This window comes from Streptomyces anulatus, from assembly GCF_014650675.1.
GTDB lineage: Bacteria > Actinomycetota > Actinomycetes > Streptomycetales > Streptomycetaceae > Streptomyces > Streptomyces anulatus.
The window spans coordinates 152,986-178,631 of sequence record NZ_BMVK01000019.1 but is presented as its reverse complement, the minus strand read 5'-3'; the positions used below and the strand labels follow the sequence as shown (position 1 = coordinate 178,631).

Here is a 25,646-nt window from a genome sequence, read left to right as displayed (position 1 = left end):
GGCTCAACTAACGCTCCTGCTGGTGAGTGGGGCCGAGATGGATACTGCCGGTCTGCGGGCCGTTGTTGGCCTGCCGACCCTGCTGGATGCCCCGGCGGAGATTGGTCAGACGACCGCGCACGTCATCGGGCGCGCGCGAAACCTGTGGTCCGGACTGGTGATTCTGCTGCTGCGCGGTCCCCGGAACCAAATTGGCGCGGGGAACACGGCGGGGCAGCCCGGAAGTGGTGACCCCGCCGGCGGCGGGCTTCTTGACCCGTTCGGCCTGGCGTACGAGTTCGTCGTTGGGCGAGGCCCGCCACGAGCTGGTGACCGAGGGGTCGGCCGCACCACGCTGAGGCATGGGCGGGACCGGCACACCGGAGGACTCCGGAGCGGCCGGCGCCTGCGGTTCGGCGGGCGGCTGCTGGCCGCCCTGGCCCGGACCGTGGAACCAGTTCGTCTCCAGGGTGTCGTACAGCGGCGTGCGGCCGTCCCCGGGACCGGCCGGCGGCAGGGCCTCCGGCTGCTGGGGCTGGAGCGGCAGCGCCGGACGGTACGGGGCCTCGCCCGCCGGGGAGGCGGACGGACGCGGAGCGCCGAAGTCGAGATCCTCCTGGCCGCGCTGACGCGGTGCGGGGAGCTGGTCGCCCTGGCCCTGCTGGAGCTGGGGCGGGACACCGAAGTCGGGCCGGGCGAACTGCGCGGTGCTCGCCGGGTCCTGGCCCTGCGGAGCGCTCTGCGGGTACGACCGGTCCTGGGGAGCACCCGGCGCCGAGAAGTCGGGCCGGGCGAACTCGGAGGTCGCGCCGGGACCCTGGCGGTCGTCCGACGGCCGCTGGCTCAGCGGGGCGTTGAACGACTGGTCCTGGCCGAGGCCCGCCGGACGGGCGAACTGCCCGGTCGCGTCGTGCTCCTCGTGACCGCGCGGAGTGTCGGCGCCCCAGCTGGTGCTCGCCGGCCGCTGCGGCTGCGGGTTGCCCCCGGGCAGCTCGGCACGCGGTCCACCGGGCGGCGGCAGCTGACGGCCGGGGCCGCCGGACTGCTGGAAACCGCCCTGGGACTGCTGGGCTCCGGGGCCCTGCTGGTTCTGCTGCTGGTTCTGCTGGTTCGACTGGTTCTGCCAGCCGGACGGGGCCTGCTGGTTCTGCGGTGCGAACTGCCCGGGGCGCCCGTTCTGCCCGGAGGAGGGCGGAGCGGCGTGCCCGAACAGGTTGGTCGCTTCACCGCGGCCCGGGGCCTCGCCCTGCGGGCCGCCCTGGGCGCCGCGGGCGCCGAGCCGGGCACTGTTGCCGAAGGCGCCGGAGAGGCCGCCGCCCTGGCGCTGGGGCGCCGGACCCTGACCCGGGAAGTCCTGGCCCGGGAAGTCCTGACCCGGGCCGCCGTTGTTCGGCTGGCCGCCGCCCTGGGGGCCCTGCGGACGGCCGGCTCCGCTGTCGCGCGCCGGCAGTGCCGCGCGGGGACCCGCGCCCGCGCCGACCTGGCCGCGCTGACCGCCCGGTCCACCGCCGAGGCTCTTGGCGCCCGGACCGCCCGGACCGCCAGGTCCGCCGCCCAGGCCCGCGCGCTGGCCGTTGCCTGCGCCGTTCCCGTTGCCCGCGAGCAGACCGCCCGGGGCGCCGGACTGCTGCCCGGGGCCCTGCTTGGACGGGGGCTGCTTGCCGCCGTGCGCGACGTCGACGGGCAGCATGACCAGCGCGGTCGTACCGCCGGAGTCGGAGGGGCGCAGCTGGATCCGGATGCCGTGACGCAGCGACAGCCGGCCGACCACGAACAGACCCATGCGGCGGGAGACGGAGACGTCCACGGTGGGCGGCTGCGCGAGCCGCTCGTTGATCGCGGCGAGGTCCTCGGGGGAGAGGCCGATGCCGGTGTCGTGGATCTCGACGAGCACCCGTCCGTCGGGCAGCGCGTGACCGGTGACCTTGACCTTCGTCTGCGGCGAGGAGAACGACGTCGCGTTCTCCAGCAGCTCGGCGAGCAGGTGCACGAGGTCGTTGACGACCCGGCCGGCGACCTCGGTGGCGGGCACCGCGGACAGCTCGATGCGTTCGTACTGCTCCACCTCGGAGGCGGCGGCGCGGAGCACGTCGACCAGCGGGACGGGACGGGTCCACCGGCGGCCCGGCTCCTCGCCCGCGAGGACGAGGAGGTTCTCGCCGTTACGGCGCATACGGGTCGCGAGGTGGTCGAGCTTGAAGAGCGAGGACAGCTGGTCCGGGTCGGCCTCGCGCGACTCCAGCTCGGAGATGAGCGAGAGCTGGCGCTGGATGAGGCCCTGGGAGCGGCGCGAGAGGTTGGTGAACATCGCGTTGACGTTGCCCCGGAGGAGGGCCTGCTCGGCGGCGAGGCGGACGGCCTCGCGGTGCACGTCGTCGAAGGCCGCGGCCACCTGGCCGATCTCGTCCCGGGAGTGCACGCCGACCGACTCGACGGAGGTGTCGACATCCTGCGGGTCGGTCTCGGAGAGCTGCTTGACGAGCTCGGGCAGCCGGTCCTGGGCGACCCGGGTGGCGGTGTCCTGCAGACGCCGCAGCGAACGGATCATGGAGCGGGCCACCACGAAGGCGCCGACGAGCGAGACGCCGAGCACGACGAGGATGACCGCGCCGTTGACGATCGCCTCGCGCTGGGAGGCCTGGCGCAGCTCGCGGGCCTTGGCCTCCATGTCGCTGAGGAGGGTGGCCTCGATCGTCTCCATGGCCTTGATCTTGATGGTGCTCTGGTCGTACCAGTCCAGGTACGACCGGACCTGCTTGCCCTCGATCCCGTTCGTGGTGTCCAGGATCCGCTTGGCGTACATGTTCCCGGCGTTGATCTCCGGGTTGCCGTTGTCCAGGGGAGCCATGAGCTCCTCGGCGCTCTCCCCGGTCGTCCCGTAGATCGTCTTGAACGAGGTGAGGGCCCGGGACTCCTTGGCGAGCGCGTTGGAGCCGAACTGCCGGTCGTTCGGGTTGAGGTGCGGCTCCTTCACCGAACCGCCCGGCAGCGCCGCGGCGATGACCGCGCGCTGGACCGAGGCGTACTCCTTGGCGGAGGAGAACGCCGCCAGGGCCCGGGTCCGCTTGATCATGTCCGGGTTGCTGGTCGCCTGCGCCATGTCCTGCGAGAGGCTCAGCAGCGAGGTGATCAGCTGGTTGTACTGGTCGATCGTGTTGAGACTCGGTGCGCCCTCTTCGTACGCCGTCTTGCGGATCGTACGGATGGTGCCCAGCTGGGAGGCGATCTGCGAGATGCTCGCGTGGATGCTGTCGAGCGCCTCGTCGCCCTCGGAGTCACCGATCGAGTCGGTCTCGTCGAGGAAGGCGTCCTTGGCCCGGTCGGTCTTGTCCCGGGGCCCGGTGACCTTGTAGTCGGTGGGCTTGGACTTGTTCGACAGCGGACCGGCCGACTGGTCGCGCTCCACCTGCAGCGCCTGGGCGAGCGAGGTCGCCTGCTTGGTCATCTTCGTCAGCAGCTGCATGTGCTCCAGCTGCTGGCTGTCGTTCATGGACTCGTTGATCCTCAGACCGCCCAGGCTGGTCGCGGCGACCACGGGGAGGGCGAGGAGCGAGACCAGTCGCGTGCTGATGCGCCAGTTACGGAGAGCTATTCGCGAACCCGTGTCGACCGGGCCGCGCGGCTGTGCGGGCGTGTTCGGCTCCGCGCCGCTGCTCGTCGTGGAGCCCGAGCGCTGTGCGCGGTCGCTGTTGTCGCCGGCACCGGCCGGCCCGGGGTTCTGGGCGTGCTGGGGCGAGGAACCGCGGTCGGTCCCGCCGCGCGGCTCCTGTTCCGCCGGAGCGCTGCCATCCCTCTTGAAACGTCCCTGCACTAGCGTCGCAACCTCTGGACCAGGCGTCCCGCCCGCGTAATGCGGACAAGAACGGTGTCGGCGTCGTGGGGCACTGGACGCGCCCCATGGTGGTCGTATGAGTGACCGGCGTACTTCCCCCTCCCGCCGCCACTCGGCGCTGCGTTGCGCCCCTGCGCGCCGGCACTGAAACCCGCGGCGGTGCGTGGAATTCCAGCACAGTGCAGGATCTCCAACAAGGCCCAAGTACCGGGCTGTGACCTGGGTGACACGTTGTGATGAACGAGTAACAAGCAGTGGAGCGTGATCGTGGGTAAAGCGGACTATTGGGGAGGAGTCTGCTAGGGGCGGGGGGTGTCCCAGACGCGACGATCAGGAGCGGAATGGTGGATTCAGTAATGCAATGTCCGTTTTCTGGACCAAGATCAACTGTCCCTTATGGGGCAATTGTCGATTAGTTCGTGAGCAAACTCACATGATGATCGTCGCCTCATCCCGGCTCCGGCGGGGAATCGGATGTTTAGCCTGACGCTTTACAGGGATGGCGAATCCGACAAGCCGGCGCCGCGACGAGCGACGCCCTCACCGACAGGGTCCTGACGGCAGATGAAGACGACGACGATGTTCCGCAACATTGCCAACCCCCGGCGCACCACGCTGGCGCACCTCGAGGACGCCGAAGCGCTGCAGACGCCTCCCCAGCCGGAGCACGCCGCCGCCCTGCCGACCGTGACGGCCAACCCCCGCCGCACCATCCTGATGGAAGCCCCGGTCACGGCGGCCCGGTAGGACCCCGGCCGGCCGGCCCGCGATACGCGAGGCTGTCCCCTCTCACCGCGCCAGCGCCTCGCCCGGCGCGGATCGCCCCGTCGCGCCGCCCAGCACGCACGCTCGCGGCGTTGGCCAAACGCCCTGGTAGCTCCGCTACAAGGGCCTTCGGCCGCCTTGCGATCGCACGCACTGGACGACGCTCCTTTTGGGGCGATCCGCGCCGGGCGAGGCGCTAGCCTGGAGCGTCAGTCTTCAGCCAGCCAGCAAGTGAGGGGCGACAGCATCCCGTGCGCATCGCCAGGTTCTCCATCGACGGCAATGTCGCCTTCGGCGCCGTCGAGGGGCAGGGCACCGTGGAATCCGGTGACCTCGTCCTCGACATCATCAAGGGCATTCCGTACGCCGACTTCGAGCTCTCGGGCACCAAGGTCCCGCTGAACAAGGTCCGGCTGCTGCCCCCCGTGCTCCCCAACAAGGTCGTGGCCATCGGCCGCAACTACGCGGAGCACGCCGCCGAACTCGGCCACGAGGTCCCCGACGCGCCGATCACCTTCTTCAAGCCCACCACCTCGGTGATCGGCTCCGGCGACGCGATCGAGTACCCCTCCTTCTCGAACGACCTGCACCACGAGGCCGAGCTGGCCGTGGTCATCGGCCGCATGTGCCGCGAGGTCCCCCGCGAGCGCGTCAAGGACGTCATCCTCGGCTACACCTGCGCCAACGACGTCACCGCCCGCGATGTGCAGCAGCGCGAGAAGCAGTGGGCCCGCGCCAAGGGCTTCGACACCTCCTGCCCGCTGGGCCCCTGGGTGGAGACCGACGTGGACCCCCACGACCTCACCATCCAGGCGACGGTCAACGGCGAGCAGCGACAGCTCGGCCGCACCAGCGACATGGTCCGCTCCATCGAGGACCTGATCGTCCACATCACGGAGGCCATGACGCTGCTCCCGGGCGATGTGATCCTCACGGGCACCCCCGCAGGGGTCGGCCCCCTGCACGTCGGCGACGAGGTCGCCGTCACCATCGAAGGCATCGGCACTCTCACCAACAAGGTGATCAAGCGTGGCTAACGCACCCTCCCCCAAGCTCTCGACTCCGCTCGACCAGGGGGTACCCCCTCGCGTACGTTTCTGTCCCTCCCCGACCGGCAACCCGCACGTGGGCCTGGTCCGGACGGCGCTCTTCAACTGGGCCTTCGCCCGGCACCACCAGGGCACCCTGGTCTTCCGGATCGAGGACACCGACGCGGCGCGCGACTCGGAGGAGTCCTACCAGCAGCTGCTCGACTCGATGCGCTGGCTGGGCCTGGACTGGGACGAGGGCCCCGAGATCGGCGGCCCGCACGCCCCCTACCGCCAGTCGCAGCGGATGGACCTGTACAAGGACGTCGCCGAGAAGCTGCTCGCCGCCGGGTACGCCTACCCCTGCTACTGCACCACCGAGGAGCTGGACGCCCGCCGCGACGCCGCCCGCGCCGCCGGGAAGCCGTCCGGCTACGACGGCCACTGCCGCGAGCTGACCGCCGAGCAGAAGGCGGCGTACGAGGCCGAGGGCCGCAGCTCGATCGTGCGCTTCCGGATGCCCGACGAGGCCATCACCTTCACCGACCTGGTCCGCGGCGACATCACCGTCCAGCCGGAGAACGTCCCGGACTACGGCATCGTCCGCGCCAACGGGGCCCCGCTCTACACGCTGGTCAACCCGGTCGACGACGCGCTGATGGAGATCACCCACGTCCTGCGCGGCGAGGACCTGCTCTCCTCCACCCCGCGCCAGATCGCCCTGTACCGGGCGCTCATCGAGCTGGGCATCGCCAAGGACACCCCGGCCTTCGGCCACCTGCCGTACGTCATGGGCGAGGGCAACAAGAAGCTCTCCAAGCGCGACCCGCAGGCCTCGCTCAACCTCTACCGCGAGCGCGGGTTCCTCCCCGAGGGCCTGCTGAACTACCTCTCGCTGCTGGGCTGGTCGATCGCCGAGGACCGCGACATCTTCTCGATGGACGAGCTGGTCGCCGCGTTCGACATCAAGGACGTCAACGCCAACCCGGCCCGCTTCGACCTCAAGAAGTGCGAGCACATCAACGCCGAGCACATCCGCATGCTGGACGTGAAGGCCTTCACCGAGGCCTGCGGCCCCTGGCTGCAGGCTCCCTTCGCTCCCTGGGCCCCGGAGGCCTTCGACGCGGAGAAGTGGGCGGAGATCGCCCCGCACGCCCAGACCCGGGTCACGGTGCTCTCCGACATCACCGACAACGTCGACTTCCTCTTCCTCGACGAGCCGGTGTACGACGAGACCTCCTGGAACAAGGCGATGAAGGAGGGCTCGGACGCGCTGCTGGCCACCGCCCGCGCCAACCTCGCCGCCGCCGACTGGAACGCCGAGGCACTGAAGAACGCCGTCCTCACCGCCGGCGAGGCCCACGGCCTCAAGCTCGGCAAGGCGCAGGCCCCGGTCCGTGTCGCCGTCACCGGCCGCACCGTCGGCCTGCCGCTCTTCGAGTCCCTGGAGATCCTGGGCCGCGACAGGAGCCTGGCCCGCGTGGACGCCGCGCTGGCGAAGCTGACCGCGTAGGCGACAGCACAACCCTCCCGAGGAGGGCCGTGGCCGACAGGCCGCGGCCCTCCTCGGCTTTTGCCCTCCGCCGGCGACTCCGGGCGGCTACCGTGAGGTCCATGCCGATCCGAGCCGTGCTCTGGGACATCGACGACACGATCTTCGACTACGCCGGCGCCGACCACACCGGTATGCGGCGGCATCTGGGGAGTGTGGGGCTGCCCGAGGCCTACGCGTCGGTCGATGAGGCCCTCGCCGCCTGGAAGGCGATCACGGCCGTGCACTGGGCGCGCGTCGCCGCGGGGGAGACGGACTTTCTCGGGCAGCGGCGGGACCGGGTTCGCGAGTTCCTCTCGCGGGCCATGGACGACGCCGAGGCCGACGACTGGTTCGCCGGACACCTGGTCCACTACGAGGCCGCCTGGCAGCTCTTCCCGGACGTGCTGCCGGTCCTGGACCTGCTGGCCCCCGACTACCGGCACGCGATCCTCTCCAACTCCAGCACCCACAACCAACACCGCAAGCTCACCGCGCTCGGCGTCCGCGACCGGTTCGAGTCGATGGTCTGCGCCGTGGAGCTGGGGATCTCCAAACCGGAGGCCGGCGCCTTCCACGCGGCCTGCGAAGAGCTCGCGCTGGAGCCGCACGAGGTGGCGTACGTGGGCGACGAGCCCGACATCGACGCGAGCGGGGCCGTCGCCGCCGGGCTGACCGGCATCTGGCTCGACCGGCGGGGCAGGGGCGGGAGGCCGGATCTCGTGACGATCACCGGGCTCGACCAGCTGCCCGCTCTGCTGGCGGGCAATACCCGTTTTGGAGCGCCGGACACCTTCGGGTAATGTTCTTTCTGCGCCGCCCGAGCGGGCCGAAAGATCCGGCCGGGAAGCGCAGACAGAGATGAAACCCCCACCAGGGGTTGCATTTCAGTGGGCTATGGTGTAATTGGCAACACTACGGTTTCTGGTACCGTCATTCTAGGTTCGAGTCCTGGTAGCCCAGCGCACGACCAAGCAGTACAAGCAAGATCAGCAGGACAAGCCCCCGTTGTGTAGCGGCCTAGCACGCTGCCCTCTCACGGCAGTAGCGCCGGTTCGAATCCGGTCGGGGGTACAGATCCTTCCCGCGAGAACATTTGGGTCGCACCCACGTTCTTGATGTAGGATCGCTAGGGCCCCCGTTGTGTAGCGGCCTAGCACGCTGCCCTCTCACGGCAGTAGCGCCGGTTCGAATCCGGTCGGGGGTACTTGTCACACTATGGGCTATGGTGTAATTGGCAACACTACGGTTTCTGGTACCGTCATTCTAGGTTCGAGTCCTGGTAGCCCAGCGCAAGTCAGCAGTAATCACGCCCCCGTTGTGTAGCGGCCTAGCACGCTGCCCTCTCACGGCAGTAGCGCCGGTTCGAATCCGGTCGGGGGTACAACACAGCAGTACGGGAAGGCCCTTCACCTCGGTGGGGGGCCTTCCCGCTTGTCCGGAGCGGGGCGCCTCGCGCCAAGTCACCCGCCCGGCACCGCCGTTGCGCCCGGCAGGGGAGGTGAGGGGAGGGTCCGGAAAAGAAAAGGGCCGCCACGACGCTGGGGCGGCCTTCCGGAAGTTCGGTGGGAGGAATCGTGCGGCGTCAGCCCGTGCGGCGCAGGGCCTCGCTCAGCCGTGCTGCCGAGTCGATGACCGCCTGGGCGTGCATCCGGCCCGGATGACGCGTCAGTCGCTCGATCGGCCCGGAGACCGAGACCGCCGCGACCACCCGGTTCGAGGGGCCGCGCACCGGAGCGGAGACCGAGGCGACGCCCGGCTCCCGCTCACCGATCGACTGGGCCCAGCCCCGCCGCCGTACGCCGGAGAGCGCCGTCGCCGTGAACCTGGCGCCCTGGAGACCCCGGTGCAGGCGCTCCGGCTCCTCCCAGGCCATCAGGATCTGGGCGGAGGAGCCCGCCTTCATCGTGAGGGTCGAGCCGACCGGCACCGTGTCCCGGAGTCCGGACAGCCGTTCCGCCGCCGCCACGCAGATGCGCATGTCGCCCTGCCGGCGGTAGAGCTGCGCGCTCTCGCCGGTGATGTCGCGCAGGTGGGTGAGCACCGGTCCGGCCGTGGCCAGCAGGCGGTCCTCGCCCGCCGCGGCTGCCAGTTCCGACAGCCGGGGGCCGAGAATGAACCGGCCCTGCATATCCCTCGCCACCATGCGGTGGTGTTCCAGTGCCACGGCCAGTCGATGGGCCGTGGGCCGTGCGAGCCCGGTCGCCGCGACCAGCCCGGCGAGGGTGGCCGGACCGGACTCCAGGGCGCTCAATACCAGAGCTGCCTTGTCGAGAACGCCGACGCCGCTAGAGTTGTCCATACGACGATACTCCCGTCTCACTCTGTGAAACGCAAGTTCAATTTCCGGCGGAAGTTGCGAACCTGTGGGGGCGGCCGCACAACGGCTCGTAGCCACCGCCCCGCACGGGGGTCCGGACGGAGGCGCACCGAATCTCTAGTTGGGCCGGCGAAGACGCCGGCCGGAGGGAAAGCGATGGGTAGGACACTCGCGGAGAAGGTCTGGGACGACCATGTCGTCCGGCGCGCGGAGGGCGAGCCCGACCTTCTCTTCATCGATCTGCACCTGCTGCACGAGGTGACCAGCCCGCAGGCCTTCGACGGGCTGCGCCAGGCCGGACGTCCGGTACGACGCCTCGACCTCACCATCGCCACCGAGGACCACAACACCCCGACCCTCGACATCGACAAGCCGATCGCCGACCCGGTCTCGCGCGCCCAGCTGGAGACCCTGCGCAAGAACTGCGCGGACTTCGGCGTCCGGCTGCACCCGCTGGGCGACGTCGAGCAGGGCGTCGTGCACGTGGTCGGCCCGCAGCTGGGTCTGACCCAGCCCGGCACCACGGTGGTCTGCGGCGACTCCCACACCTCCACGCACGGCGCGTTCGGCGCGCTGGCGTTCGGCATCGGCACCAGCCAGGTGGAGCACGTCCTCGCCACCCAGACGCTGCCGCTGGCCCGCCCGAAGACCATGGCCATCACGGTCGAGGGCGAACTGCCCGACGAGGTCACCGCGAAGGACCTGATCCTGGCGATCATCGCCCGGATCGGCACCGGCGGCGGCCAGGGCTACATCCTCGAATACCGCGGCTCCGCCATCGAGAAGCTCTCGATGGAGGCCCGGATGACCATCTGCAACATGTCGATCGAGGCCGGCGCCCGTGCGGGCATGATCGCCCCGGACGCCACCACCTTCGACTACCTCAAGGGCCGCGACCACGCCCCCGAGGGCGAGGACTGGGACGCCGCCGTCGCGTACTGGAAGACCCTGCGCTCCGACGACGACGCGGTGTTCGACGCCGAGGTCGTCATCGACGCCACCGAACTGGCCCCGTTCGTCACCTGGGGCACCAACCCCGGTCAGGGCGCGCCCCTGTCGGCCAACGTCCCCGACCCGGCTTCGTACGAGGACGCCTCGGAGCGCCACGCCGCCGAAAAGGCCCTGGAATACATGGGGTTGACCGCCGGGCAGCCGCTGCGCGACATCAACGTCGACACCGTCTTCGTAGGTTCGTGCACCAACGGCCGCATCGAGGACCTGCGCAACGCGGCCTCGATCCTGGACGGCCGCAAAGTCGCGAACGGCGTACGGATGCTGGTCGTCCCCGGCTCGGTCCGGGTCGCCCTCCAGGCCGTCTCCGAGGGCCTGGACAAGGTCTTCACCGAGGCCGGCGCCGAATGGCGGCACGCGGGTTGCTCGATGTGCCTCGGCATGAACCCCGACCAGCTCGCCCCCGGCGAGCGCTCCGCCTCCACCTCGAACCGCAACTTCGAGGGGCGGCAGGGCAAGGGCGGCCGCACCCATCTGGTCTCGCCCCAGGTCGCCGCCGCCACCGCGGTGCTGGGCCATCTGGCCTCGCCCGCCGACCTGTCCGACGCCCGTACCCCCGCCGGAGTCCGATAGCCATGGAAGCATTCACCACGCACACCGGCCGGGCCGTTCCGCTGCGCCGCAGCAACGTCGACACCGACCAGATCATCCCCGCGCACTGGCTGAAGAAGGTCACCCGCGACGGGTTCGAGGACGGGCTCTTCGAAGCCTGGCGCAAGGACGAGAACTTCGTCCTCAACCGCCCCGAGTGCGAGGGCGCCTCGGTCCTGGTCGCCGGCCCCGACTTCGGTACGGGCTCCTCCCGCGAACACGCGGTCTGGGCCCTGCAGAACTACGGCTTCAAGGCCGTCGTCTCCTCCCGCTTCGCCGACATCTTCCGCGGCAACTCGCTGAAGAACGGGCTGCTCACCGTGGTCCTGGAGCAGAAGGTCGTCGACGCCCTCTGGGAGCTGACGGAGGCCGACCCGACCGTCGAGGTGACCGTCGACCTTCAGGCGCGCCAGGTCCGCGCCGAGGGCATCACCGCCGACTTCGAGCTCGACGAGAACGCCCGCTGGCGACTGCTCAACGGCCTCGACGACATCAGCCTCACCCTTCAGAACGAAGCGGACATCGCCGCGTACGAGGCGGCAAGGCCCGCCTTCAAGCCGCGTACCATTGCCGCCTGAGCAGCGCTTTTCCAGGACTGCGCCCCCTGCCTCCCGGCAGGGGGCGCAGTCGCTTGTTGAGACCCCGTCGGGCGACAACTCGCCCCAGATGGCACAATCGGTGCATGGAACGCGACAGCCAACTCAAGCTCTATGGCCAAGTCGCCGACCGATTGAAGGAAGCGCACGCGAAGGTGCGTGCACTGCAAGTCCCGGAGAGCGTACGGATGGCGCTGACCCGGAAGCTGCTGGTCGTCACGGCCGCGGCGAAGCACGATCTCCCGGACGCGGCAAGGCGTCTGGACCGGTTGATGAAGGACCTCGATGAGGGCCGATTCCCCGAAGGTGACTGACACGTGGAACTGCGCATCGGTCGACTTCGTTGCGGCACTAGGGTGATTAGCCCGTTTCGTGTTTGATTTGCGGTATATATCTGCCTAACGTGCGAAAAAGCTTGAACACTTTCGTTCTGGCAATGTCTCCGAAGGGGAAGACGTGAACAAGGCGCAGCTCGTAGAAGCGATTGCCGACAAGGTCGGCGGCCGTCAGCAGGCCGCAGACGCTGTCGACGCGGTACTCGACGCGATCGTCCGTGCCGTTGTCGCCGGGGACCGTGTCTCGGTCACCGGCTTCGGCTCGTTCGAGAAGGTCGACCGCCCCGCCCGGTACGCCCGCAACCCGCAGACGGGTGAGCGCGTCCGGGTCAAGAAGACCTCGGTGCCCCGCTTCCGCGCGGGCCAGGGTTTCAAGGACCTGGTGAGCGGCTCGAAGAAGCTCCCCAAGAACGACGTGGCCGTCAAGAAGGCCCCCAAGGGCAGCCTCTCGGGCGGATCTTCCGCCGCCCGTACGACGGTGAAGGCCGCAGCCGCCAAGAAGTCGGCCGCCAAGAAGGCCACCGCGAAGAAGACCACCGCCAAGAAGGCGACTCCGGCGAAGAAGACCACCGCCGCAGCCAAGAAGGTCACCGCGAAGAAGACCACCGCGACGGCCAAGAAGGCCTCCGCGGCCGCCAAGAAGGCGACCCCGGCGAAGAAGGCCGCGACGACCGCCAAGAAGGCCGTCGCCAGCAAGACCGCGCCCGCCAAGAAGACCACGGCGAAGAAGGCGCCCGCGAAGAAGACCACGGCGCGCAAGACCACGGCCAAGAAGGCCACCGCACGCAAGAAGTGAGACCGGGCACCCGCTCGCTCCTCACAACGCGCCGGGCCGGGCTCCCCTCCGGGGGAGCCCGGCCCGCGGGCTGTCCGGACCCCGTTCGGCCCAGCGGCGTCGCTCCGGTCGGGAGCGGGGTCAGAACGTCTGCAGCGTCACCAGGGTGATCCGCAGGGCCGCTCCCTGGCCCTCGCCCTCGATCCGCAACCGCTGCCCCGGACGCAGCAGCAGCAGGCCGCCCGCGTCGAAGGCCGGGGCGTCGAAGTCCACCGGGGTGCCGTCGTCCAGCAGCACGCTGCCGCTACGGGTCTCGGGGTCGTACGTGTACGAGGTCGCCTGCATGGGCGGCAGCCTATCGGTCACGGGACGAGGCGGGCGCGGCCGCGATCCGCGCCGTGTGCGACCCCACCCCCAGGGCCAGCGCGACCCGCAGATCCTCGCCCGTATCCACGTCCCGGCGCACCGAGTCGACGCCGGACAACGCTATTTCCACCGCACCCGACGCCAGGTGCCGGGCCCCGGACGGACCACCGAAAGCCGGACGGAATTCCGCACCGCTCGCCGCGGCCAGAAATGTCGTCCCGATTCCCGCCGCGTCCCGGAGAAAAGCGTTGGGAAAAGCGGAAGCAAAATCGAGCACCCGCGCCAATTCGCCGGTGCGCAGTGCCGGCAGATCCGCGTTGAGCGCGGCCACCGCGGCGGCGGGCCGCAGGGCCCGCACGGAGCGTGCGCCGTGCGCGAGCGCCGCGTTGAGCCCGGCCCCCGGAGCGTCCGGCACGATCCGCGCCCCGAGCGCGGAAAGAGCCGCCGCGGCCACGGCGTCGTCCGTGACGACCACCACATCGCGCACGCGGGAGCAGGCCAGCGCCGCGGCCACCGTGTCCTGGGCGAACGCCAGGGCCAGCCGGGGCCGCGCATCCTCGCCCGCCGCCCGCGCCAGGCGGCTCTTGGCCCGTGCGAGCGGCTTCAGCGGAACGACCAGGGACCAGGGCCCGGCCGGATCGGTGTTCGTGGCGATCTCCCCCTCCGTACGCGTGAGGACTTATTCTCGCCTGCCGGTACGACAACCTGGAGGACCGCTACCGAACGTGAGGCGTACGGTGTTCTCGACAGAGCAGGGGCCTGGGGCGAGACTTGACCGTCAGTAGCCAGGCTGCAGGTCGAAGTCCTTAAGGAAGGTGTCCGAGTGTCCCGCCGCAGAATCGGCTTTTGGTACCGCCTGGCGGCGGTCATCGCCAAGCCGCCATTGGTGGTTCTGTTCAAGCGCGACTGGCGGGGGATGGAACACATTCCGGCCGACGGCGGATTCATCACCGCCGTCAATCACAACTCCTATCTGGACCCGCTCTCCTACGGCCACTTCCAGTACAACACCGGGCGGGTGCCGCGGCTCCTGGCGAAGGCCGGCCTCTTCCGCACCCCGTTCGTCGGGATGATGCTGCGCGGCACCGGCCAGATCCCCGTCTACCGCGAGACCACCAACGCCCTGGACGCCTTCCGGGCCGCCGTCGATGCCATCGAGCGCGGCGAGTGCGTCGCCTTCTACCCCGAAGGCACCCTCACCCGGGACCCCGACATGTGGCCGATGGCCGGCAAGACCGGGGCCGCCCGGGTCGCCCTGATGACCAAGGCGCCCGTCATCCCCGTCGCCCAGTGGGGCGCCAACCTCGCGATGCCGCCCTACGCCAAGGAGAACAAGTTCCGGCTGTTCCCCCGCAAGACGCTCCAGGTGCAGGCCGGACCGCCCGTCGACCTCAGCCGCTTCCACGGTCTGGAGCCGACCCCCGAGGTGCTCCGCGAGGCGACCGAGGTCATCATGGCGGCGGTCACCCGCGAGCTGGAGGACCTGCGCGGCGAGAAAGCGCCCGCCGAGCTCTACGATCACCGCAAAGCCCGTGCTGAACAACGGCGCAGGGCCCAGGGAAAGGGACCCACGTGACGCACCCCGTAAAAGCAGCCGTCTTCGGAACCGGCTCATGGGGTACGGCCTTCGCCGTGATCCTCGCCGACGCGGGCTGCGAGGTCACCCTCTGGGGCCGCCGCGCCGAGGTCGCCGAGACCATCAACACCACCCACACCAACCCGGACTACCTCCCGGGCATCGCGCTCCCCGACTCCATCCGCGCCACCACGGACGCCGCCGAGGCCCTGCGCGGCGCGGAGTTCGCCTTTCTCGTCGTGCCCTCCCAGACGCTGCGCGCCAACCTCGCCGACTGGGCCCCGCACCTGGAGCCGGACACCGTCCTGGTCTCCCTGATGAAGGGCGTCGAGCTGGGCACCGCCGAGCTGATGAGCGAGGTGATCGCGGACGTCACCAAGGTCTCCGCCGACCGCATCGCCGTCGTGTCGGGACCCAACCTGGCCAAGGAGATCGCCGAGCGACGCCCCGCCGCGGCCGTCGTCGCCTGCGCCGACGAGTCCGTCGCCCAACGCCTCCAGGCCGCCTGCCACACCGCGTACTTCCGGCCGTACACCAACACCGACGTCGTCGGCTGCGAGCTCGGCGGCGCCGTGAAGAACGTCATCGGCCTCGCCGTCGGCATCGCGGACGGCATGGGCCTCGGCGACAACACCAAGGGCTCCCTCATCACCCGGGGCCTCGCCGAGACCACCCGACTGGGTCTGGCCATGGGCGCCGACCCGTTGACGTTCTCCGGACTCGCTGGCCTGGGCGACCTGGTGGCCACCTGCTCCTCGCCGCTCTCGCGCAACCACACCTTCGGCACCAACCTCGGCCGGGGCATGACGCTCCAGGAGACGATCGCCGTCACCAAGCAGACCGCCGAGGGCGTCAAGTCCTGCGAATCGGTCCTCGACCTGGCACGCAGGCACGGGGTCGACATGCCCATCACCGAGACCGTCGTCTCCATCGTCCACGAGGGCAAGTCCCCGGTCGTCGCCGTCAAGGAGCTGATGTCGCGGAGCGCCAAGGCCGAGCGACGCTGACGTCTCCCCTACCAGCAGGTACGCTCATCGCGATATGAGCAGCGAGAACCTCCCCCAGAGCCCTGAGCGCGCCGAGAGCCCTGAGCCGCAGCGCCGCAAGCCCCGCGTGGCTGTCGTGTTCGGCGGCCGCAGCTCCGAACACGGCATCTCGGTCGTCACGGCCGGCGCCGTCATGAAGGCCATCGACCGGACCAAGTACGACGTCCTGCCGATCGGCATCACGACGGACGGCCGCTGGGCGCTCACCGCCGACGATCCCGAACGCATGGCCATCGCCGACCGCAAGGTCCCCGACGTGGACCGGCTCACCGAGTCCGCCGAGGGCAGCGTCGTGCTCTCCGTGGACCCCGGCAGCCGCGAGGTCCTCTACAGCGAACCCGGCTCCGTGCCCAAGGCGCTGGGCGAGGTCGACGTCGTCTTCCCCGTGCTGCACGGTCCGTACGGGGAGGACGGCACCCTCCAGGGACTGCTCGAACTCTCCGGTGTGCCCTACGTCGGCGCGGGGGTTCTCGCCTCCGCCGTCGGCCAGGACAAGGAGTACATGAAGCGCGTCTTCCTCTCCTTCGGGCTGCCGGTCGGACCGTACGAGGTCGTCCGCCCCCGCGAGTGGGACAACGACCCCGCCGCCGCCCGCAAGCGGATCGTGGACTTCGCCGGCGAGCACGGCTGGCCGCTGTTCATCAAGCCCGCACGGGGCGGCTCCTCGATGGGCATCACCAAGGTCGACGACCTCGCCGGACTCGACGAGGCGATCGAGGAGGCCCGCCGCCACGACCCGAAGTTCCTCGTCGAGTCGCTGCTGCGCGGCCGCGAGATCGAGTGCGGGGTGCTGGAGTTCGAGGACGGCCCGCGCGCCAGCGTGCCCGCCGAGATCCCGCCGGTCACCGCGCACGACTTCTACGACTTCGAGGCCAAGTACATCGACTCGGCCGCCGGGCTCGTGCCCGCACCGCTCACCGAGGAGCAGACCGCCGAGGTGCAGCGGCTCGCCGTCGCCGCCTTCGACGCCGTCTCCTGCGAGGGTCTGGTGCGCGCCGACTTCTTCCTCACCGAGGACGGCGGCTTCGTGATCAACGAGATCAACACCCTGCCGGGCTTCACCCCGATCTCCATGTACCCGCGCATGTGGCAGGAGAGCGGCGTCGACTACCCGGAGCTGGTCGACCGGCTGATCCAGGCCGCGTTGACCCGCTCCACCGGACTGCGCTGACCCAGGGCGTGTCCGGCGGATCCTGGCCGGGTCCGCGCCCTGACCCGCCGGACACGCCCTGGCCGGTGGCCGGCCTTCAGAACTTGCTCGGGACCGTCTTCGAGACGGGGCCGGCGAAGGAGGCCAGCGGCGTGATGTCGTGGGCGTACGTCGAGTCGAGCGTGACCTCGACGTACGCCTTGCGGTACGTAGTGGTGAATCGCGGACCGGAGTCCTCGGGCTCCTCCAGCATCCACTGCACACCGTCCGCCTCGACGCCCTGTGACTGGGGGTCGTCCATCTCGGCGGGCCGGGGGACCCCGCAGCGCAGTACGATCGCCCCGTCCCCCCAGCCGGCGGTCAGCTCCGAATCCGGGGAGGGGTCGCTGCGTTCCAGTTCGAGGACGGTCTTCGGCAGTTCCTCGTGCAGGGCCTCGCAGTACGCTGCGGCCTCCGGGGACGGCGTGGGAACCGTGATCGAGGGCTGCGCGTCGCTGAGTGAACAGCCCGCCGCGGCCAGCACGAGCACGGCAGCGGACGGACCGAGGAATATCGAGCGGGGGGAACGGCGGGCGGATGACGTCACCGGCCCAGCCTAGACGGGGGTCAGAGGTGGACGACCGGGCAGGTCAGGGTTCGTGTGATGCCGTCCACCTGCTGCACCTTGGCGACCACCATGCGGCCGAGTTCATCGACCGTGTCTGCTTGGGCCCGCACGATCACGTCGTACGGACCGGTGACGTCCTCTGCCTGGATGACTCCCGGGATCTTGGAAATGGTCTCGGCGACGATCGACGCCTTGCCCACTTCGGTCTGGATGAGGATGTACGCCTGTACCACGGAACCTCCAGGGCGGCCACGAGGATCATGTGGGGGAAAGGGACGCCACGTTATCGCGTTGCCGCGGGCCACGGGGAGACCTACGGGCCGGATGACGTCCACAGCGTGGCGTACAGAGCGCAGAAGTTGACGTATCTCTTGACGGTACCGACAGCACAGACGGCTCGCGACCGGGGGCCCGGACGGGTGTCCGGGGCGATAAAGGAGAGGTGAGACTCGGTGAAGGGAACCGTGGGCGAGTTGGGGGAGTTCGGGCTCATCAGAGAGCTCACGTCCCGGCTCACCACCACTCCGGCGGTACGGCTGGGACCCGGCGACGACGCCGCGGTCGTGGCCGCCCCCGACCGCAGGGTCGTGGCCAGTACGGACATCCTGCTGGAAGGGCGTCATTTCCGGCGTGACTGGTCGACGGCGTACGACGTCGGCCGCAAGGCCGCCGCCCAGAACCTCGCCGACATCGCGGCGATGGGCGCCGTGCCCACCGCGCTGCTCCTCGGCCTCGTCGTCCCCGCCGACCTCCCCGTCACCTGGGCCGCCGAGCTGATGGACGGGCTGCGCGACGAGTGCCAGGTGGCGGGCGCCGCCGTGGTCGGCGGCGATGTGGTCGGCGGCGACACGATCACCGTCGCGATCACCGCCCTCGGCGACCTGCGCAACCACGAACCGGTCACCCGGGCCGGCGCCCGCCCCGGCGACGTCGTCGCGGTCACCGGCTGGCTCGGCTGGTCCGCCGCCGGATACGCCGTGCTCTCCCGCGGCTTCCGCTCGCCCCGCGCCTTCGTCGAGGCCCACCGCCGTCCCGAACCGCCGTACCATGCGGGCCCCGCGGCCGCCGGGCTCGGCGCCACCGCGATGACCGACGTCAGCGACGGCCTCGTCGCGGACCTCGGACACATCGCGGAGTCCAGCAAGGTCCGCATCGACCTGCGCTCCGGCCTCATCGACATCCCCTCGCAGATGTCCGACATCGGCCAGGCCGTCGGCGTCGACCCGCTCCAGTGGGTGCTGACCGGGGGAGAGGACCACGCGATCGTGGCGACCTTCCCGCCGGACGTGAAGCTGCCCGCCCGCTGGAAGGTGATCGGCGAGGTCCTCAACCCCTCCGCCCTGCCCCAGGTCACCGTCGACGGAGCCCCCTGGACCAGCAAGGGCGGCTGGGACCACTTCGGCTCCATCGAGGACACCCAGCCGCGCGCGTGAGCGGGGGACGCGAGCATTAGATTGCTGCGTATGCCCATACGTACCGCTGTACCGCCCCGTGTGCTCACCGTCGCCGGATCCGACTCCGGCGGCGGTGCGGGGATCCAGGCCGATCTGAAGACGATGCTCGCGCTCGGCGTGCACGGCATGAGCGTGCTCACCGCCGTCACCGCGCAGAACTCCCTCGGCGTCCAGGGCGCGTGGGAGCTTCCGGTGGACGCCGTACGCGCCCAGTACCGCAGCGTCGTCGACGACATCGGCGTCCAGGCCGTGAAGACCGGAATGCTCGCCTCCGCCGCCCTCGTGGAGACCGTCGCCGAACTCCTCGCCGGAACCGACGCCCCCGTCGTCGTCGACCCGGTCGGCGTCTCCAAGCACGGCGACGCGCTGCTCGCCGCCGAAGCCCTCGATTCCGTACGGACGAAGCTGCTGCCCGTCGCCACCGTCGCCACCCCGAACCTCGACGAAGTGGCCCAGCTCACCGGGGTCACGGTCACCGACGAGAGCGGGATGCGCCGGGCCGCCGAGGAGATCCTCGCCTTCGGACCGCGCTGGGTCGTGATCAAGGGCGGCCACCTGCCCGGCGAGGCGGTGGACCTGCTCACAGACGGGAGCGCGGAACACTGGCTGCGCGCCCCCCGGCACGACAACCGCCACACCCACGGCACCGGCTGCACGCTGGCCTCCGCCATCGCCTCCGGGCTCGCGCTGGGGAGGGACGTGCCCACGGCGGTACGGGACGCGAAGGCGTACGTCACCGGCGCGATCGAGGCCGGCTTCCCGCTCGGCGGCGGCATCGGCCCCGTCGACCACGGCTGGCGGACCCGCCCGGCCGACGGTCCGGCTTCCTGATCAGCCCCTGAGCACAGCAAAAAGCCGGTCCACCGAGATGGACCGGCTTTTTGGGCAACCGGAAGGCTGCGCTACGACGGGGACGTCAGCGCGCGACCTTGCCGGCCTTGATGCACGAGGTGCAGACGTTGAGCCGCTTCGGCGTCCGACCGACCACGGCACGCACGCGCTGGATGTTGGGATTCCAGCGACGGGACGTACGGCGGTGCGAGTGCGAAATGCTGTTGCCGAAGCTCGGCCCCTTGCCGCAAACGTCGCAGTTGGCAGCCACGGGTCACTCCAAAGACTTCAGATGCACTTACAGTGAAATCCGGCGCGCCGGAATCATTTGACTGAAGTGGCGGTACCGGAGGGATGGCCCGACTCTCATCGGGCAACCGGAGCAGCATACAACGCCTGCTTCGGAGATACGAAACTACCACGGGTTGGCCCATCGCCCCGCCCGCCCCCTGTCCGGACCGGAACCCCGGCAGGCGGGCTAACCTGCGGTGCAGTCCGTTGCCACGGCCGATCGAGGAGGACCATCGGTGCCGCAGCTCCCCGACGATCTGGACGCCGTCGCGGTGCGCACGTGGTGCTCACTGGCCCTGGAGGCCCTGGGCCGGGAGCGCGCGGAGATCGACGCGATCAACGTCTATCCCATCGCCGACGGGGACACCGGCACCAACCTCTATCTGACCGTCGAGTCCGCGGCCGCGGCCGTCGAAGCGGTGTTCGCCGCGCACGAGACCGGAGCCACCGCGCCCGCCACCGCCGACGCCGTACGCGCCATGGCGCACGGCGCCCTGATCGGCGCCCGGGGGAACTCCGGCACGATCCTGGCCCAGCTGCTGCGCGGCATGGCCGGAGTGCTGGCCGACGGCGGCGACGCGGCCCACCTGCGCCGCGCCCTCACCCGGGCCGCCGACGCCGCCCGCCGGGCGGTCGCCCACCCCGTCGAGGGCACCGTGCTCACCGTCGCCGCAGCGGCCGCCGAGGCCGCCGAGGGCGGGGAATCGGATCTGCGCACCGTCGTGCACGCCGCGTACGCCGGTGCGCTCGCGGCCCTCGCGAAGACGCCCGAGCAGCTCGCCGTCCTCGGCCGGGCGGGCGTGGTCGACGCCGGGGGCCGGGGACTGGTCGCGGTCCTGGGCGCGCTGGTGGAGACCGTGACCGGGCAGGCCCCGGTACGGGGGCCCCGTACCGCCCACGGGAAGGCGCCCACGCCCGTGGACGGCGGCTCCGTGGTGGGCCTGCCGGTGGGCGGCACCCCGGTGGAGGGCGTTCCGGCGGGAGGCTTCCCGGCGGGGGGCGTTCCGGAGACCGGTGTGCCGGTGGGGGAGGGGCCGCTCGACTGTCCCGAGGACGGGGTCGCCGGGCCCGCGTTCGAGGTGATCTACCTCCTGGAGGCCGGTGACGAGCAGGTGGCCCGGCTGCGCACCCGGCTCGACGCGCTCGGCGACTCCCTGGTCGTGGTGGGCGGCGACGGGCTCTGGCACGTCCACGTCCATGTCGACGACGCCGGGGCCGCCGTGGAGGCGGGCGTCGAGGCCGGGCGGCCGTACCGGATCCGGATCACCCACTTCGCCACCGAGAGCGGCCACGACCTCCGCGTCCAGGCCGAACCCGCGCAGCGCGCCGTCGTCGTCGTGGTCCCCGGCGACGGACTGGCCGGGCTCTGCACCGAGGCCGGCGCCACCACCGTGATCGCCCGCCCCGGCGAACCGCCCGCCAGCGGCGAACTGGTCGACGCCATCCGTCGCGCCCACGCCCGTGAGGTGGTGCTGCTGCCCAACGACGCCGCCCTGCGCCACACCGCCGCCGCGGCCGCCGAGCAGGCCAGGACCGAGGGGGTCCGGGTCGCCCTCGTTCCCACCCGCGCCGCCGTCCAGGGCATCGCCGCCCTCGCCGTCCACGAGCCCGACCGGGGCTTCGACGAGGACGTGGTCGCCATGACCGCCGCCGCCGGCGCCACCCGCTACGCCGAACTGGCCGTCGCGGAACGCCAGTCGTGGACCATGGCCGGGATCTGCCAGGCCGGGGACATCCTCGGACTGATCGACGGCGACGTGGCCGTGATCGGCGCCGACGTCCCGGCCACCGCCCGCACCGTCCTCGACCGGATGCTGGCGGCGGGCGGCGAACTGGTCACCCTCGTCCTCGGCGAGGACGTCCCCGACTCACTGGCCGACGCGCTGGAGGAGCATGTGCGCGAGGGCTACCTCGCCGTGGACACCGTGGTCTACCGGGGCGGGCACCAGCGCGCACCCCTGCTGATCGGCGTCGAGTAGCCGAGAATCCGCGGCACGGTCGCGCCCGGCGGACAGCTGTCAGTGCCGTGGTGTGCAATGGATCGCGTGTCCTCGTTCGATGAACCTCTCAAGAAGCTGCTCGGCGGAGCCACCGCGAAGGTGATGGCCGAACACCTCGACCTGCACACGGTCGGTGATCTGCTGCACCACTACCCGCGGCGGTACGAGGAGCGCGGCAAGCTGACCGCGCTGGCCGACCTCCCGCTGGACGAGCACGTCACGGTCGTCGCCCAGGTCGCCGACGCCCGGATCCTGATGTTCAACAACGGCCGGGGCAAACGCCTGGAGGTCACCCTGACCGACGGCAGCGGCCGCCTCCAGCTGGTCTTCTTCGGCCACGGCGTCCACAAGCCGCACAAGGAGCTGCTCCCGGGCCGCCAGGCGATGTTCGCGGGCAAGGTCTCCGTCTTCAACCGCAAGATGCAGCTGGCCCACCCCACGTACCAACTGCTCGACGCCTCCGACGCCGACGAGGCGACCGAGGCTGTGGACGCCTTCGCCGGACGGCTGCTGCCGATCTACCCCGCCTGCAAGCAGCTCGACTCCTGGCGGATCGCCAAGGCCGTCGACGCCGTGCTGCCCAGCGCGCAGGACGCGGTGGACCCGCTGCCCGCCTCCCTGCGCGAGGGCCGGGGCTTCACCCCGCTGCCCGAAGCCCTGCTGAAGGTGCACCGCCCGCAGACGAAGGCGGACATCGAGGACGCCAAGGCCCGGCTCAAGTGGGACGAGGCGTTCGTCCTCCAGGTCGCCCTGGCCCGCCGCCGGTACGCCGACACCCAACTGCCCGCCGCCGCCCGCCGCCCCGTCGCGGACGGCCTGCTGGACGCCTTCGACGCCAAGCTGCCCTTCACCCTCACCGAGGGCCAGGAGAAGGTCAGCAAGGAGATCTTCGACGACCTGGCCACCGAGCACCCGATGCACCGGCTCCTCCAGGGAGAGGTGGGTTCGGGCAAGACGATGGTCGCTCTGCGCGCCATGCTCACCGTGGTCGACGCCGGTGGCCAGGCCGCGATGCTCGCCCCCACCGAGGTCCTCGCCCAGCAGCACCACCGCTCGATCACCGAGATGATGGGCGAGCTGGCCGGCAATTGGGGGCTGTGGCGCGAAGCGCCTCTCGATGAGGGGCGGCGGTCGGGCGACGGGCGGGCGCTGGGCGGCTCCGACCGGGGCACCAAGGTCGTCCTGCTCACCGGCTCCATGGGCATGGCGGCCCGCCGACAGGCCCTGCTCGACCTGGTCACCGGCGAGGCGGGCATCGTCATCGGCACCCACGCGCTGATCGAGGACAAGGTCCAGTTCCACGACCTCGGCCTGGTCGTGGTCGACGAGCAGCACCGCTTCGGCGTGGAACAGCGCGACGCCCTCCGCTCCAAGGGCAAGCAGCCGCCCCACCTCCTCGTCATGACCGCCACCCCCATCCCCCGTACGGTCGCGATGACGGTCTTCGGCGACCTGGAGACCTCCGTCCTGGACCAGCTCCCGGCCGGCCGCTCCCCGATCGCCAGCCATGTCGTCCCCGCCAAGGACAAACCGCACTTCCTCAGCCGCGCCTGGGAACGCGTCCGCGAGGAGGTCGAGAACGGCCACCAGGCGTACGTGGTCTGCCCCCGCATCGGCGACGACGCGGAGGAGGCGGAGGGCAAGGGCGGGAAGAAGGCGAAGGCCAAGAAGGCGGCCCCCGAGGAAGACCCCGAGAAGCGGCCGCCGCTCGCCGTGCTGGAGATCGCCGACGAACTGCGCAAGGGCGCGCTGGCCGGACTGAGCGTCGAGGTGCTGCACGGGAGGATGCACCCCGACGACAAGGACGACGTCATGCGCCGCTTCGCCGCCGGGGACGTCGACGTCCTGGTCGCCACCACCGTCATCGAGGTCGGGGTCAACGTCCCCAACGCCACCGCCATGGTGATCATGGACGCCGACCGCTTCGGCGTCTCCCAGCTCCACCAGCTGCGCGGCCGGGTCGGCCGGGGCTCCGCCCCCGGGCTCTGCCTGCTGGTCAGCGAGGCCCACGAGGCGAGCCCCGCCCGCGCCCGGCTCTCCGCCGTCGCCGCCACCCTGGACGGCTTCGAGCTCTCCCGCATCGACCTGGAGCAGCGCCGCGAGGGCGATGTGCTGGGCCAGGCCCAGTCCGGAGTGCGCTCATCACTGCGGATGCTCACCGTCATCGACGACGAGGAGGTGATCGCCGCCGCCCGCGAGGAGGCCGTCGCGGTCGTCGCCGCCGACCCCGAGCTGGAACACCTGCCGGAGCTGCGCACGGTGCTGGCCGCCCTCCTGGACAAGGACCGCGAGGAGTATCTCGACAAGGGGTGAGAGCCGGCGAGCGGCCACGGGCAGGACAGAGGCGGACGGGCCGGTCGAACCGGTACGCCATATCGTGGACGCACGGCACGCGCACAGCGCGCGTACCGACCGCCGACGGCCCCGTGCGCCGTACGCCCACGACCCCGAGGACCCCACACCCATGACCCGCGTGATCGCCGGCTCGGCCGGCGGACGCCGCCTGGCCGTCCCGCCCGGCACCGGCACCCGCCCCACCTCCGACCGTGCGCGCGAGGGCCTCTTCTCGACCTGGGAAGCGCTGCTCGGCACCCTGGAGGGGGTGAGGGTCGCCGATCTGTACGCCGGATCCGGCGCCGTCGGCCTCGAAGCCCTCTCCCGCGGTGCGGTCCACGCCCTGCTCGTCGAGGCCGACCCGAAGGCGGTCCGCACCGTCCGCGACAACGTCCGCACCCTCGGTCTGCCCGGTGCCGAAGTCCGCACCGGCAAAGCCGAGCAGATCGTGACAGGACCGGCGCCGGCCGACCCGTACGACATCGTCTTCCTGGACCCGCCGTACGCCGTCACCGACGACGATCTTCGCGAGATCCTGCTCACACTCCGTGCTCAGGGGTGGCTCGCGGGCGATGTGCTCGTCACGGTGGAACGCAGCACCCGGGGCGGAGAATTCGGCTGGCCCGCCGGATTCGAGCCACTGCGGGCCCGTCGCTACGGCGAGGGAACGCTTTGGTACGGTCGCGCCGCCGCTACGTGCGAAGACGCACGATGACCGGACCGGAGAGCGAGGGAATCACAGTGCGCCGCGCCGTCTGTCCGGGGTCTTTCGACCCCATCACCAACGGACATCTCGACATCATCGGACGAGCCTCGAAGCTGTACGACGTGGTGCACGTGGCGGTGATGATCAACCAGTCCAAGAAGGGGCTGTTCACCGTGGACGAGCGGATCGAGCTGATCCGCGAGGTCACCGCCGACTTCGGCAACGTCGAGGTGGAGTCCTTCCACGGCCTGCTGGTCGACTTCTGCAAGCAGCGGGAGATCCCGGCGATCGTGAAGGGCCTGCGGGCCGTCAGCGACTTCGACTACGAGCTCCAGATGGCCCAGATGAACAACGGCCTCTCCGGCGTCGAGACGCTCTTCGTGCCGACCAATCCGACGTACAGCTTCCTGTCGTCCTCGCTGGTCAAGGAAGTGGCGACCTGGGGCGGCGACGTCTCCCACCTGCTGCCGCCGACCGTGCACGAGGCACTCGTGGAGCGGCTGGGCGAACGCTGAGCCGCTG

General features: G+C 70.8%; 24 protein-coding genes and 5 tRNA genes. 22 read left to right on the top strand and 7 right to left on the bottom strand.

The window, feature by feature from the left end:
• Positions 1–7 precede the first annotated feature (7 nt).
• The gene (locus IE272_RS33235) at positions 8–3,790 is read right to left on the bottom strand and encodes a sensor histidine kinase (protein WP_190009399.1); all 3,783 of its coding nucleotides are present in this window, start codon (positions 3,788–3,790) and stop codon (positions 8–10) included.
• 585 nt (positions 3,791–4,375) lie between these two features.
• On the opposite strand from IE272_RS33235, the gene IE272_RS33230 reads away from it, so the two are divergent.
• The 9 genes from IE272_RS33230 to IE272_RS33190 all read left to right on the top strand — a co-directional run bounded on the left by IE272_RS33230 (position 4,376) and on the right by IE272_RS33190 (position 8,519).
• Complete coding sequence (locus IE272_RS33230; RefSeq protein WP_057665975.1) at positions 4,376–4,558, top strand: hypothetical protein; 183 nt, start codon at positions 4,376–4,378, stop codon at positions 4,556–4,558.
• Between the two features lie 269 nt (positions 4,559–4,827).
• Complete coding sequence (locus IE272_RS33225) at positions 4,828–5,613, top strand: fumarylacetoacetate hydrolase family protein (protein WP_050358625.1); 786 nt, start codon at positions 4,828–4,830, stop codon at positions 5,611–5,613.
• Positions 5,606–7,117, top strand: coding sequence for a glutamate--tRNA ligase (gene gltX / locus IE272_RS33220; protein WP_079044270.1), 1,512 nt, complete (start codon positions 5,606–5,608; stop codon positions 7,115–7,117). Before IE272_RS33225 ends, gltX begins: the two co-directional genes overlap by 8 nt.
• A gap of 101 nt (positions 7,118–7,218) precedes the next feature.
• Positions 7,219–7,938, top strand: coding sequence for an HAD family hydrolase (locus IE272_RS33215; RefSeq protein WP_050358623.1), 720 nt, complete (start codon positions 7,219–7,221; stop codon positions 7,936–7,938).
• Positions 7,939–8,026: 88 nt separating this feature from the next.
• Positions 8,027–8,098: transfer RNA gene (locus IE272_RS33210), tRNA-Gln, on the top strand.
• 38 nt (positions 8,099–8,136) lie between these two features.
• Positions 8,137–8,209, top strand: a tRNA-Glu gene (locus tag IE272_RS33205).
• 60 nt (positions 8,210–8,269) lie between these two features.
• A tRNA-Glu gene (locus tag IE272_RS33200) sits at positions 8,270–8,342 on the top strand.
• A gap of 12 nt (positions 8,343–8,354) precedes the next feature.
• Positions 8,355–8,426, top strand: a tRNA-Gln gene (locus IE272_RS33195).
• 20 nt (positions 8,427–8,446) lie between these two features.
• Positions 8,447–8,519 (top strand) — tRNA-Glu (locus IE272_RS33190).
• Between the two features lie 201 nt (positions 8,520–8,720).
• Here IE272_RS33190 and ndgR read toward each other — a convergent pair.
• A complete protein-coding gene (ndgR, locus tag IE272_RS33185; RefSeq protein ID WP_003966003.1) occupies positions 8,721–9,437 on the bottom strand; it encodes an IclR family transcriptional regulator NdgR in 717 nt (238 codons plus the stop codon).
• Positions 9,438–9,611: 174 nt separating this feature from the next.
• Between ndgR and leuC the strand changes: the two genes are divergently transcribed.
• The 4 genes from leuC (at position 9,612) to IE272_RS33165 (ending at position 12,784) form a co-directional block, all read left to right on the top strand.
• The gene (gene leuC / locus IE272_RS33180; RefSeq protein ID WP_056704151.1) at positions 9,612–11,039 is read left to right on the top strand and encodes a 3-isopropylmalate dehydratase large subunit; all 1,428 of its coding nucleotides are present in this window, start codon (positions 9,612–9,614) and stop codon (positions 11,037–11,039) included.
• Positions 11,040–11,041: 2 nt separating this feature from the next.
• A complete protein-coding gene (gene leuD, locus IE272_RS33175) occupies positions 11,042–11,635 on the top strand; it encodes a 3-isopropylmalate dehydratase small subunit (RefSeq protein ID WP_190009397.1) in 594 nt (197 codons plus the stop codon).
• A 104-nt stretch (positions 11,636–11,739) separates the two neighbouring features.
• Positions 11,740–11,967, top strand: coding sequence for an SCO5555 family protein (locus IE272_RS33170; RefSeq protein ID WP_032790676.1), 228 nt, complete (start codon positions 11,740–11,742; stop codon positions 11,965–11,967).
• A 142-nt stretch (positions 11,968–12,109) separates the two neighbouring features.
• Positions 12,110–12,784: an HU family DNA-binding protein gene (locus IE272_RS33165; RefSeq protein WP_007448208.1), complete on the top strand. Its 675-nt coding sequence runs from the start codon at positions 12,110–12,112 to the stop codon at positions 12,782–12,784.
• Positions 12,785–12,904: 120 nt separating this feature from the next.
• Here IE272_RS33165 and IE272_RS33160 read toward each other — a convergent pair whose 3' ends face one another.
• Both IE272_RS33160 and cofC read right to left on the bottom strand, forming a co-directional pair.
• The gene (locus tag IE272_RS33160) at positions 12,905–13,108 is read right to left on the bottom strand and encodes a hypothetical protein (RefSeq protein WP_190009395.1); all 204 of its coding nucleotides are present in this window, start codon (positions 13,106–13,108) and stop codon (positions 12,905–12,907) included.
• A 10-nt stretch (positions 13,109–13,118) separates the two neighbouring features.
• Positions 13,119–13,784, bottom strand: coding sequence for a 2-phospho-L-lactate guanylyltransferase (gene cofC, locus IE272_RS33155; protein WP_050358619.1), 666 nt, complete (start codon positions 13,782–13,784; stop codon positions 13,119–13,121).
• A 168-nt stretch (positions 13,785–13,952) separates the two neighbouring features.
• Between cofC and IE272_RS33150 the strand changes: the two genes are divergently transcribed.
• The 3 genes from IE272_RS33150 to IE272_RS33140 are packed head-to-tail and all read left to right on the top strand — an operon-like array spanning position 13,953 to position 16,922.
• Positions 13,953–14,705, top strand: coding sequence for a lysophospholipid acyltransferase family protein (locus IE272_RS33150; protein ID WP_050358618.1), 753 nt, complete (start codon positions 13,953–13,955; stop codon positions 14,703–14,705).
• Positions 14,702–15,712, top strand: coding sequence for an NAD(P)H-dependent glycerol-3-phosphate dehydrogenase (locus tag IE272_RS33145; RefSeq protein ID WP_056704160.1), 1,011 nt, complete (start codon positions 14,702–14,704; stop codon positions 15,710–15,712). Before IE272_RS33150 ends, IE272_RS33145 begins: the two co-directional genes overlap by 4 nt.
• 34 nt (positions 15,713–15,746) lie before the next feature.
• Positions 15,747–16,922 (top strand): D-alanine--D-alanine ligase family protein, encoded by a 1,176-nt coding sequence (locus tag IE272_RS33140; protein ID WP_050358616.1) that lies wholly within the window; start codon positions 15,747–15,749, stop codon positions 16,920–16,922.
• Positions 16,923–16,998: 76 nt separating this feature from the next.
• On the opposite strand, the gene IE272_RS33135 is transcribed toward IE272_RS33140, so the two are convergent.
• Entirely contained in the window at positions 16,999–17,487 is a 489-nt protein-coding gene (locus tag IE272_RS33135) for a DUF3515 domain-containing protein (RefSeq protein ID WP_078961237.1), read from the bottom strand.
• A gap of 20 nt (positions 17,488–17,507) precedes the next feature.
• Positions 17,508–17,741, bottom strand: a complete 234-nt coding sequence (locus IE272_RS33130; RefSeq protein ID WP_006127869.1) for an Lrp/AsnC family transcriptional regulator — start codon at positions 17,739–17,741, stop codon at positions 17,508–17,510.
• Positions 17,742–17,960: 219 nt separating this feature from the next.
• On the opposite strand from IE272_RS33130, the gene IE272_RS33125 reads away from it, so the two are divergent.
• Together IE272_RS33125 and thiD are read left to right on the top strand one after the other, a co-directional pair.
• A complete protein-coding gene (locus tag IE272_RS33125; RefSeq protein ID WP_032790668.1) occupies positions 17,961–18,941 on the top strand; it encodes a thiamine-phosphate kinase in 981 nt (326 codons plus the stop codon).
• Between the two features lie 30 nt (positions 18,942–18,971).
• Positions 18,972–19,793 (top strand): bifunctional hydroxymethylpyrimidine kinase/phosphomethylpyrimidine kinase, encoded by an 822-nt coding sequence (thiD, locus tag IE272_RS33120; RefSeq protein ID WP_190009393.1) that lies wholly within the window; start codon positions 18,972–18,974, stop codon positions 19,791–19,793.
• Between the two features lie 85 nt (positions 19,794–19,878).
• Here the strand turns inward: thiD and rpmB are convergent, their stop codons facing one another.
• Entirely contained in the window at positions 19,879–20,064 is a 186-nt protein-coding gene (rpmB, locus tag IE272_RS33115) for a 50S ribosomal protein L28 (RefSeq protein WP_003965989.1), read from the bottom strand.
• A 256-nt stretch (positions 20,065–20,320) separates the two neighbouring features.
• On the opposite strand from rpmB, the gene fakA reads away from it, so the two are divergent.
• The 4 genes from fakA (at position 20,321) to coaD (ending at position 25,639) form a co-directional block, all read left to right on the top strand.
• On the top strand, positions 20,321–22,063 hold the full coding sequence (gene fakA, locus IE272_RS33110) for a DAK2 domain-containing protein (protein ID WP_190009391.1): 1,743 nt from the start codon (positions 20,321–20,323) through the stop codon (positions 22,061–22,063).
• A 57-nt stretch (positions 22,064–22,120) separates the two neighbouring features.
• Positions 22,121–24,397 (top strand): ATP-dependent DNA helicase RecG, encoded by a 2,277-nt coding sequence (gene recG, locus IE272_RS33105; RefSeq protein ID WP_078961236.1) that lies wholly within the window; start codon positions 22,121–22,123, stop codon positions 24,395–24,397.
• Positions 24,398–24,548: 151 nt separating this feature from the next.
• Positions 24,549–25,133 (top strand): 16S rRNA (guanine(966)-N(2))-methyltransferase RsmD, encoded by a 585-nt coding sequence (gene rsmD / locus IE272_RS33100; protein ID WP_032790666.1) that lies wholly within the window; start codon positions 24,549–24,551, stop codon positions 25,131–25,133.
• Between the two features lie 26 nt (positions 25,134–25,159).
• Positions 25,160–25,639, top strand: coding sequence for a pantetheine-phosphate adenylyltransferase (gene coaD, locus IE272_RS33095; RefSeq protein WP_050358612.1), 480 nt, complete (start codon positions 25,160–25,162; stop codon positions 25,637–25,639).
• The last annotated feature ends 7 nt before the right edge of the window (positions 25,640–25,646 follow it).